Here is a 9,614-nt window from a genome sequence, read left to right on the forward strand (position 1 = left end):
AGCACCAAGGCCGCTTACTTGATCCATACAGGAGTTGTGACCTTTAACAATGAACACCTTGAATCCAAATTCCGAGGGGCATTCCTCGCCTCGTAATCCGCAACACGTCAAGCTCTTCATTCCAGGCCCCACCGAAGTACGTCCCGAAATCCTCGACGCGCAGGCGCAGTGGATGGTCGGCCACCGCATGCCAGAGTGCGCCGACCTGATCGGCAGCATCAAGCCCAAGCTGTCGCAAGTCTTCTTCACCAACCAGACTGTCCTGGTCACCGCCTCGTCGGGCACGGGACTGTGGGAAGCCGCCGCGCGCAACTGCGTCAACAAGAAGGCGCTGACCTGCGTCAACGGCGCTTTCGCCGAACGCTTCAGCGACGTGGTCGAGATGAACGGCAAAGCCATCGAAGTGCTCAACGTGCCCTGGGGCCAGCCCATCCTGCCGGAACCGGTCGTGGAACGGCTGGCGACGGGCGAGTTCGACGCCGTGACCCTCGTCCACAATGAGACGAGCACCGGCGCGACCAGCCCCATCCGCGACATCGCCCAGGCCATCCGCGCCCTACCCAACGGCCAGGACATCATGATCCTGGTCGATGCCGTCAGTGGCCTGGCCGGCGCGCGTATCGAGATGGACGCCTGGGACCTGGACGTTATCCTGGCGTCGAGCCAGAAAGCGTTTGCCCTGCCCCCCGGCATCGCCTTCTGCGCCGTGTCCGACCGGGCCATGGCCAAGGCCAAGACCGTGCCCGCCCGCGGCTACTACTTCGACTTCATCAGCCTGGCTAAATCGATGGCCAAGAACCAGACCCCGGCCACGCCGGCCGTTTCGCTGCTCTACGCGCTGGATCGCCAGCTCGACGACATGATGGCCGAGAGCATGGAGGCCCGCTTCGAGCGCCATTTGGCTATGCGCGACTGCACGCTGGAGTGGGCCAAGGGCAAGGGCTTCGAGATCTTTGCCGCGCCCGGCTACGAGTCGCCCACCGTGACCTGTATCAGCAACAACCGCGAGATCGACATCGCCGCGCTGAACAAGTTCCTGCGCGCGCGGGGGATGATTATCTCCAACGGCTACGGCGATCTGAAAGGCAAGACGTTCCGCATCGCCCACATGGGCGACACCCAGATGCACGAACTGGAGACCCTGTTCGCGGCCATGGATGATTTCCTGGCGGGCTAAGAGAAGAGAATCCACAGATTCCACAGATTACACAGATTTGTTCTCTGATAATCTGTGTAATCTGTGAAATCTGTGGATGCTTCTTAAGAGAGAGGATTATGCACCGTATTCTCGTGTCAGATAAATTGGGGGCGGCGGCGCTGGAGCGCTTGAAGGAATTCGCCGACATCGCCTTTGACGTGAAGACCGGCATGTCGCGGGAGGAGTTGCTGGCGACCATCCCGGACTACGACGCGCTCATCGTGCGCAGCGGCACACAGGTGACGGCCGACGTGCTGGCCGCCGGCCAAAAGTTGCGCGTCGTCGGTCGCGCCGGCGTCGGCGTGGATAATATCGACGTGAACGCGGCCACCATGCGCGGCGTCGTGGTCATGAACACCCCTGGCGCCAACAGCATCGCCACGGCCGAACTGGCCATCGGCCTGATGCTGGCCGTCAGCCGCAATATCCCCCAGTCGCACGCCTCCCTCGGCGCGGGCGAGTGGCGGCGCGGCGACTTCGTCGGCAACCAGCTCTACCGCAAGGTGCTGGGCATCATCGGCTTCGGCCGCGTCGGCAAGCTGGTCGCCGAGCGGGCGCGCGCCTTCGGCATGGACGTGCTGGTCTATGACCCCAGCACGCTCGAAGAGACGGCGCGCGACCTGGGTGTGATGCTGGTCGAGATGGATGAATTGCTGGCCAAGTCGGACTACGTGACCTTACATGCCGCGCTGACGCCCACGACGACCAAGCTGATCAACGCCGACACGCTGGCCCAGATGAAGGACGGCGCGGTGCTGATCAATGCCGCGCGCGGCAAGCTGGTGGATGAAGAAGCGCTGGCCGAGGCGCTGCGCAGCGGCAAGCTGAAGGCCGCCGCTGTGGACGTTTACGCCAAGGAGCCGCCGCCGGCCGACAATCCGCTGCTGAGCCTGCCCAACGTCGTCCACGTGCCCCACCTGGGGGCCAGCACTTACGAGGCGGAGCGCGACGTGGGCATCCAGATCGTCGGTCAGGTCGTCTCGGCTCTGCGCGGCGCGGACTTCACCTACGCCGTCAACATGCCCTTTGACTTCGAGGGGGATTTCGCCTCCGTCCGGCCCTACCTGGAGCTGGCTGAGACGCTCGGTCGCCTGCATACCGGGCTGGCTGACAAGCCCGTTTGCCGCATCGAGGTGGAGGTGCAGGGCGAGGCGGTGGCCGGGCTGGTGCGCGCCATCGGCGCGGGCCTCTTGAAAGGGCTGCTGGAGCCGGATTCCGACGTGCCGGTCAACTACATCAACGCGCCTTTGCTGGCCCACCAGCGCGGCATTGAGACTTCACAAACGGTCGGCATCCACACCCTGGACTATCCCAACCTCATTGCCTGCCGCGCCATGTGGGACGGCGGCGAGCGGTTGCTGGCCGGCGTCCTCTTCGCCGGCAGCCAGCCGCGCATCGTTCAGGTGGACGAGTATGCGTTGGAAGCGCGGCCGGAAGGCGTGGTGCTGGTCATGCAGAACCGGGACGTGCCCGGTGTGATCGGCCAGGTTGGCACACTGCTGGCGGCCTACGAGGTCAACATCGGCGAATGGCGACTGGGCCGGAACAAGCCGGGCGGCGAGGCGCTATCCTTCATCAACCTCGACAGCGAGCCCACCGAGCCTATGCTGCGCGCCCTGCACGAGATCAAAGCCGTCACTCAGGCCAAGGTCGTCAAGCTTTAGCGCGACCTCACGCTGATACAAACAAAAAGGGCCGCTCCATGCGGCCCTTTTTAACTTCATAATCTGCGTAATCTGTGGATTCTCTTCTTATTTCTTAGGATAGATGCGCACTTTGCGCTGCTTCCCCTCGCCGGAGCTTTCGGTATACACGTCGGGCGCGTCGCGCAGGGCCATGTGAATGATGCGCCGCTCATAGGCCGACATCGGTTCCAGCGTGATCGGCTCGCCGCGCTGGCGGGCCTTGTCGGCCATGCGCTCGGCCAGTCGCGTCAACGCCTGGGCGCGCCGCTGACGGTAGCCCTCCACGTCGACCACGAAATTAGCCCGGCGGTGCAGTTTGTGGGCCACCATCAGCCGGCCGATGAACTGGAGCGCGTCCAGTGTCTCGCCGCGCGGGCCGATCAGCACGCCCAAGTCCGCGCCGCCGATGTCGATGATATTCACGCGCTGTCCGGTCACGTCGTCCACTTCGGACAGATAGCCGCGCACCTCGGCCGAGACACGCATCTTATCCAGTAATTCGGACAGGACGGCGATGGCCGTGTCGCGCTCTTCCGTCAATTCGTCAGCCGTGGCCGGCGCGGGCGCGGCCTCCTCGCCCTCAAAGAGCGTCTCTTCCGGCGCCGCGGTCGGGGCTGGGCGCGGCGGCGCGGCGGGGCGAGGCTCCGGCGCTTTGGCCGCGGGCGCCGGCGGCTGCGGTGGTTTGGCGGCCGGCGGCTGGGGGGGTTTGGGGGCCGGTGGGGGTTGCGGTGGGCGGGCGGTGGGCGGCGGCTGCGGCGGCTTGGCCGCCAGTGGCGCGCTCGGCGCGGGGCTGGGGGTCAGGCGCACGATGGCCTCGCGGCTGCCGATACCCAACAGGCCGCGGCTGCCCTCGTCGAGCACCGTAACCGTTACCTGATCCCGCCGGAGGCCCAGGCGCAGCAGTCCGGCGGCGACGGCCGCTTCAACGGTCGCGCCGCGTGATTCGATTTCATGGCTGCTTGGAGACATATTCCTTACCGTTTGGCTGAACGTTTTTTCCGCTTGGCCGCCGTTTGGCTGCTGGTGGATTTGGTCTTACTGTAACCCGCGCCATTGGCCGACTGCCTCGCTTTCGGGCTGGCCTTGGCCGCCCCGTCCTCGTCGGCGTCGATTACGACTGGCGCGCTGGTGACGCCCCGCGCCGCCCGCTCCGCCTTCTCCCGATCGGTGATGCGCTTCATGTAATACCCCTGGACAATACCGATGAGATTGGCCAGAATGAAGTAGACAGATAGGCCGGCCGGGAATTGCAGCGAGAAGAAGCCGAACATGAGCGGCATCGTGTACTGCATCGATTGCGTCATGCTGGCCGCGGGGTTGTCCTGCTGCGCCTGTTTGCTGACCGGGGGCGTCAGCAACTTCTGTTGAATGAACATGCTGGCGAACACCAGAATCGGCAGGACGTAGAACGGGTCCGGCTGGCTCATGTTGAGCCAGAAGAACTTGTTGCTGACCGGAACCAGACTCGTCAGATCGATGAACGGGTAGACGCGCGGCGCCAATTCGTACAACGACTGGGGCGTGGCCCCCATGATGGTCGTGATGGCCTGATACAGACCAATGAGGATGGGAAACTGGATCAGCGTCGGCAAACAGCCCGCCAGACTCTCCGTCGGGTTGTAGCCGATCTTGCGAAACTCTTCCTGCATCTTCGCCGGGTTGTCGCGGTACTTTTTCTGAATGGCCTGTACCTGCGGCTGCATCTCCTGCGTCTTCAGCATCGAACGTTGCTGGCGCATATTGAGCGGCAGCGTGATGAGCCGAATAAAGATGGTGAAGACGGCGATCGCCAGGACGAAGTTGTTGCCCAGCAGGTCATAGAAGAACAGCAGGGCGTTGATCATGGGGTTAACGATTAGAGTATCCCACATGGTATCATTCTCCTGCGATCAGTTAACTCTCCGGCAGCGCGTAGCGCCAGAGTTCCTGGCCTCCGGCCAGGTCGAATCCTACCAGCAGGCCGTTCGCGCTCTGCGGCGCGACCACCAGGGCATCGCCAACGACAACGGGCGTAGAGAACAGAGGCGCGGCCGTGGGCTGTGACCAGAGTTGCACGCCGTCGGCCGCGGAATAAGCAGTCAGCGCGCCGCTGGGCGTCTCGCCGGCTCGTTGCGCGGCGACGTAGATCGCATCATCTACCACCACCGGACTCGACTGCACCGAGACATCCGTTGTCTCGATTGCTTTCGTCCACCGCGTCTCGCCCGACGCTGCATCCACTGCATACAGGTTGCCGCGCACGTCAGTGAAGTAGAGCGTCCCGTCCTGCACGGCCGGCGCGCCCCAGACCCAGTTGGCGTCGACGGCCTCCGCCTTCCATTGCGGCTCGCCCGTCGACAGGTCGAGCGCGTGAACGCCGCCGTCGAAGCTGGAGACGTACACCAGGTCATCGCCCAGCACCGGCCCGCTGGGCAGCGCGCCTTCCAGCCGCGTCGCCCATACCTGGTCGCCCGTTTCCGCGTCCAGCGCGTACACCGAGCGATCCATCGAGGCCACGTAGAGCACCCCGTCTCGATAAGCAGGCTGGCCCCAAATGGCGTGACCCGCCTCAAAATCCCATAGTTGGGAGCCATCCACGGCGTTCAGGGCCAGAATGTGGTTATCAGCCGTGCCGACAAAGAGTTGATCGCCCACCTGCAGCGCGGGCGCAACGACTTTGTCGGTCGCCACGTTCGCGTTCGTCCACAGTTCGCGCGGCGCGCCGGATTCCGCATTTTCCAGGGCATGAATAGACACGGTGACGCGCGGCGAGAAGAGGCCGCCGGCGCGGCCATAGTCGCCGAAGATGACCCGCCCATCTTCGACCGACGGCGCGGCAAAGAAGTTGACGGCGCTGCGTTCGGTCGGGAAGAGCCAGCTTTGTGTCTGGGTCGCGGGGTCAAAGGCCATGACTTGCGGCCCAAAGGCGAGATAGACCCTCTCGCCGTCGGTGGAGAGGCCCGACCAGTTGGTATTGGTGATGCGACCGCCACAGGCGGTCAGTAAGATTAGGCCGGCAGCCAACAGTAGCAGCCAGAGCGCGGGCCGCGCCAGCGGCCGACTCGTTTGTCGCAATGAACACCTCCGTCAAGGGACCGGATCGTAGCCACCGGGATGCCAGGGATGGCAACGACTGATGCGCTTCACCGCCATCCAGCCGCCCTTGAACAAGCCATACTTTTCAATCGCTTGGTAACCATAGACCGAGCACGACGGCGTGAACCGGCAGCTCGGCGGCATGACGCGCGAAATCGTATTCTGATACAACCGGATGAGCAGCAAGGCGAGCCATTTCATGACGGCGATCCCCCCTTCCCATCGACGGGGCTATCATCAGTACGCAAACTGGCCCGCGCGAGTAGCGCGAGCACGGCATGCTCCAGCTCGTCATAGTCGGCCGTTGCCGCCGCCGCGCGGGCCAGGAACAGACAGTCGCGGCCCGGCGCTATGTAGTCAAGGTGCAGTCGCACGATCTCCCGCAACCTCCGCTTCACCCGGTTGCGCCGCGGGGCATTGCCCACGTGGCGTCCGGCGGCGAAGGCAAAACGGGTGACAGACGACGATTCCGCCGGTTGGACGGACACGAACAAGACGACCAGCGGATGCTGCCACCGGCGGCCCTGTCTGACGCGGGCCACATCGGCCGCGCGTCGAAGGCGATGGCGGGGCGGCAGCATGTGAAATCGGACACGGTTCGGCTCAACCAGGATCAGCCGCCGCCGTGGCGCTTCACCGAGCGGTAGGCCGTGGCCGACGTGGCGTTCCAGTTCACGCGCTTCGAATGGCCGTTCATCGACACGCTGAGCACGCGCCGGCCGCGGGCGCGGCGGCGCTTTAGCACGTCACGGCCACCCTTGGTGCTCATCCGCTCCCGGAAGCCGTGGATGCGCATCCGGCGGCGAACTTTTGGCTGGTAGGTACGTTTGGTCATGTGATTCTCTCCAAAAAAACAGGGCCTCGCGCCCTGTTGTTTCATTTCAAGTAATTGAAATAGATGCTAAACGCTTCGCCGGCGAGCCTGCGAAGCAATACTTCATTATAGCGCACCAGACAACGCGCGGCAACTGTCGCGGGCGGCATTTTAGCCACCTGCTACTCATCCACCCGCGTAATCGTCGCCCCCAGCGCCGCCAGTTTTTCACCGATGCGTTCGTAGCCGCGGTCGATCTGCTGGATGTTGTGAATGGTGGTCGTACCCTTGGCGCACAGGGCCGCCAGCACCATCGCCATGCCGGCCCGGATGTCGGGGCTAGGCACGCCGGCCGAGTTGGCATAGAGCCGCGACGGCCCCTGCACCAGCACCCGATGCGGATCGCACAGCACGACGCGCGCGCCCATGAAAGTCAGGTGATCGACGAAGAAGAAGCGGCTCTCGTACATCCAGTCGTGGAGCAGGATGGAGCCGGTGGCCTGCGTCGCCATGACCACGGCGATACTCATCAGGTCGGGCGGGAAGCCGGGCCAGGGCAGCGGCTTGACAGCCGGAATGCGCCCGCCCAACCCCTGCTGGATGACCAACTCCTGATCGGCCGGCACGATGATGTCGTCGCCGTCATCAACCCAGTGGACGCCCATGCGCTCGTACACCAGCCGGATCATGCCCAGGTTGCGCGGCTGCGCGTCGCAGATGCGAATCTCGCCGTGGGTGACGACGGCCGCGCCGATGAAGCTGCCCACCTCCATGAAGTCGGAGCCGATGCGGTACTCCGTACCGTGCAGGCGCTCCACGCCGGTGATGGTCAGCCGGTTGCTGCCGATGCCCTCGATGCACGCGCCCATCTGGTTGAGGAAATGGCACAGGTCACGGACGTGCGGCTCGCAGGCGGCATTGTCGATGACGGTGTCGCCCTCGGCCAGGACGGCGGCCATGATGGCGTTCTCCGTGGCGGTGACACTCGTCTCGGCCAACAGCAGGTAGCCCGCGCCGCGCAACCGCTCGGCGGCCATCTCGAACACACCGCGCTGGCCCATCTCCACGCGCGCCCCCAGAGCGGTTAGCGCCTGGACGTGGGTATCGAGCGGCCGGCCGCCGATCACGTCGCCGCCGGGTAGTGGTAGGCTCACGCGCCCCATGCGGGCCAGCATTGGGCCGGCGAAGACGAACGAGGCCCGCGTGCGCGCGGCCAGTGTTGAATCCAGTTGCCACTTGGCTACGTTCTGAGCGTGCACGCGCCAGCTACCGTCGCCAAGCGCGGTCATTTCCACACCCAGATCGCGCAGAATGAGAATGGTGTTTTCCACGTCGCGGATGGCGGGGATGTTGTGCAGCGTCACCGGCTCGTCGGTCAGCAGGCAGGCGGGCAATAGCTTCAGCGCCGCGTTCTTGTTGCCGCTGGCCGTGATAGAGCCGTGCAGGGGGTGACGACCTTCGATGATGAACTTACTCATTGCTCTCTTCCCGACCGGGTAGCGGCGTTTCCCCGGTTCACGCCATTGTATCAGCGGGTCAAGGGTAGGCAAACGGGGTACAATCCCCCTATGCCAACGCTCACCCTCGACAACCACCACCTGTTCTACGCCGATCACCGGCCCGAGCAACCGGGGCCAGCCCTGCTACTGCTCCATGGCGCGGGCGGATCGCACCTTGTCTGGCCGGGCGCGCTGCGCGGACTGGCCGACACCCGCGTGCTGGCGCTCGACCTGCCCGGCCACGGCCGCTCCTCCCCGCCCGGCCGGCGCAGCATCGACCAATACGCGGCCGTCGTCGAGGCGTTCATGACCGCGCTGGGCCTGGAGGAAGTTGTCGTGGCCGGCCATTCGATGGGCGGGGCTATCGCCCTGACGATGGCCGTGGAGCCGGCACGGGCGCTGCGCGGCATCATACTTATCGGCGCCAGCGCCCGGATGCCGGTGGGCGAGCCGCTCCTGGGCGGCGCAATCACCTCGCTGGATCAGGCGGCCGACGTTATTGTCGATAACGGCTTCGCCGAAGCTCCCTCGCCTGATCTGCGCGAGCGCATGAAGGCCGCCGTGCTGGCCACGGGCGCAACGGCGACCTTCGGCGACTTCCTGGCCTGCAACCAGTTCGACGCGCGCCGCCGATTGGCGAGCATCACCGTGCCCGCTCTGGTCATCGGCGGCGCGCAAGACCGCATGATCGCGCCGCCGTTCATGAAGGCGCTGGCCGATGGTCTGCCGCGCGCCCGGCTGGCGTTGCTGGAGGGCGTCGGCCACTACGCCATGCTGGAGCGGCCGGACGAGGTAGCGAAGCTGGTGGCGGACTTCATCAACACCTTGCGCGGGCGCTAGCTCAACAGTTGGCGCAGCAGCGGCGCGATGGCCGCCGCGGCCCGCCCGCGGTGGCTGATGAGGTGCTTCTCAGCCGCGTCCAGCTGGGCCATCGTCTGGCCGCGCTCCGGCAGGTAGAACACCGGATCGTAGCCGAAGCCGCCCACCCCCGCCGGCGCGGCGGCGATCACCCCCTCGCAGACCCCGTCGGCCGTACCTAGCAGTTCGCCGTCCGGCCCGGCCAGAGCCACAACGCAATGGAAACGCGCCGTTCGCCGCTCCGGCGGCGTATCGCGCAGGTTGCGCAACAGCAAGTGGTAGCGATCGGCGGCCGACAGCCCCGGCCCTCCGTAGCGGGCCGTGTAGACCCCCGGCTGCCCATTCAGCGCGTCCACCTCCAGGCCGGAGTCGTCGGCCAGCGTCAGCAGGCCGGTCTGCCGCGCGTAGGCGACAGCCTTCAGGATCGCGTTGTCGCGGAAGGTGGCCCCCGTCTCGGCCACGTCCTCGGCGACGCCCGCCTCATC

The 9,614-nt window shown here is 65.4% G+C and carries 10 protein-coding genes and 1 pseudogene; 3 read left to right on the top strand and 8 right to left on the bottom strand.

Annotated features, from left to right (window positions below):
• Positions 1 to 49 precede the first annotated feature (49 nt).
• Complete coding sequence (locus tag ACE3UY_RS00690) at positions 50 to 1,177, top strand: alanine--glyoxylate aminotransferase family protein (protein WP_374685634.1); 1,128 nt, start codon at positions 50 to 52, stop codon at positions 1,175 to 1,177.
• 113 nt (positions 1,178 to 1,290) lie between these two features.
• Positions 1,291 to 2,862 (top strand): phosphoglycerate dehydrogenase, encoded by a 1,572-nt coding sequence (gene serA / locus ACE3UY_RS00695; protein ID WP_374685635.1) that lies wholly within the window; start codon positions 1,291 to 1,293, stop codon positions 2,860 to 2,862.
• Positions 2,863 to 2,949: 87 nt separating this feature from the next.
• Here the strand turns inward: serA and jag are convergent, their stop codons facing one another.
• The 7 genes and pseudogenes from jag to murA form a co-directional block, all read right to left on the bottom strand.
• Positions 2,950 to 3,852 (bottom strand): RNA-binding cell elongation regulator Jag/EloR, encoded by a 903-nt coding sequence (gene jag, locus ACE3UY_RS00700; protein WP_374685636.1) that lies wholly within the window; start codon positions 3,850 to 3,852, stop codon positions 2,950 to 2,952.
• Between the two features lie 5 nt (positions 3,853 to 3,857).
• Positions 3,858 to 4,754, bottom strand: a complete 897-nt coding sequence (locus ACE3UY_RS00705; protein WP_374685637.1) for a YidC/Oxa1 family membrane protein insertase — start codon at positions 4,752 to 4,754, stop codon at positions 3,858 to 3,860.
• A gap of 22 nt (positions 4,755 to 4,776) precedes the next feature.
• Complete coding sequence (locus tag ACE3UY_RS00710) at positions 4,777 to 5,937, bottom strand: PQQ-binding-like beta-propeller repeat protein (RefSeq protein ID WP_374685638.1); 1,161 nt, start codon at positions 5,935 to 5,937, stop codon at positions 4,777 to 4,779.
• A gap of 12 nt (positions 5,938 to 5,949) precedes the next feature.
• The gene (yidD, locus tag ACE3UY_RS00715) at positions 5,950 to 6,159 is read right to left on the bottom strand and encodes a membrane protein insertion efficiency factor YidD (protein ID WP_374685639.1); all 210 of its coding nucleotides are present in this window, start codon (positions 6,157 to 6,159) and stop codon (positions 5,950 to 5,952) included.
• Positions 6,156 to 6,539, bottom strand: coding sequence for a ribonuclease P protein component (gene rnpA, locus ACE3UY_RS00720; RefSeq protein WP_374685640.1), 384 nt, complete (start codon positions 6,537 to 6,539; stop codon positions 6,156 to 6,158). Before rnpA ends, yidD begins: the two co-directional genes overlap by 4 nt.
• A 122-nt stretch (positions 6,540 to 6,661) precedes the next feature.
• Positions 6,662 to 6,793: pseudogene (gene rpmH, locus ACE3UY_RS00725) on the bottom strand (50S ribosomal protein L34); the annotation flags it as partial.
• Positions 6,794 to 6,954: 161 nt separating this feature from the next.
• On the bottom strand, positions 6,955 to 8,250 hold the full coding sequence (murA, locus tag ACE3UY_RS00730; RefSeq protein ID WP_374685641.1) for a UDP-N-acetylglucosamine 1-carboxyvinyltransferase: 1,296 nt from the start codon (positions 8,248 to 8,250) through the stop codon (positions 6,955 to 6,957).
• A gap of 90 nt (positions 8,251 to 8,340) precedes the next feature.
• Here murA and ACE3UY_RS00735 point away from each other — a divergent pair, with 90 nt between their 5' ends.
• Positions 8,341 to 9,111 (top strand): alpha/beta fold hydrolase, encoded by a 771-nt coding sequence (locus ACE3UY_RS00735; protein ID WP_374685642.1) that lies wholly within the window; start codon positions 8,341 to 8,343, stop codon positions 9,109 to 9,111.
• Here the strand turns inward: ACE3UY_RS00735 and ACE3UY_RS00740 are convergent.
• Positions 9,108 to 9,614 (bottom strand): non-canonical purine NTP pyrophosphatase (locus ACE3UY_RS00740; RefSeq protein ID WP_374685643.1); only part of this gene is annotated, 507 nt, incomplete at its 5' end. The genes ACE3UY_RS00735 and ACE3UY_RS00740 overlap by 4 nt on opposite strands.

The sequence above is a fragment of the Promineifilum sp. (SeqCode) genome (assembly GCF_041918635.1).
Taxonomy (GTDB): domain Bacteria; phylum Chloroflexota; class Anaerolineae; order Promineifilales; family Promineifilaceae; genus Promineifilum.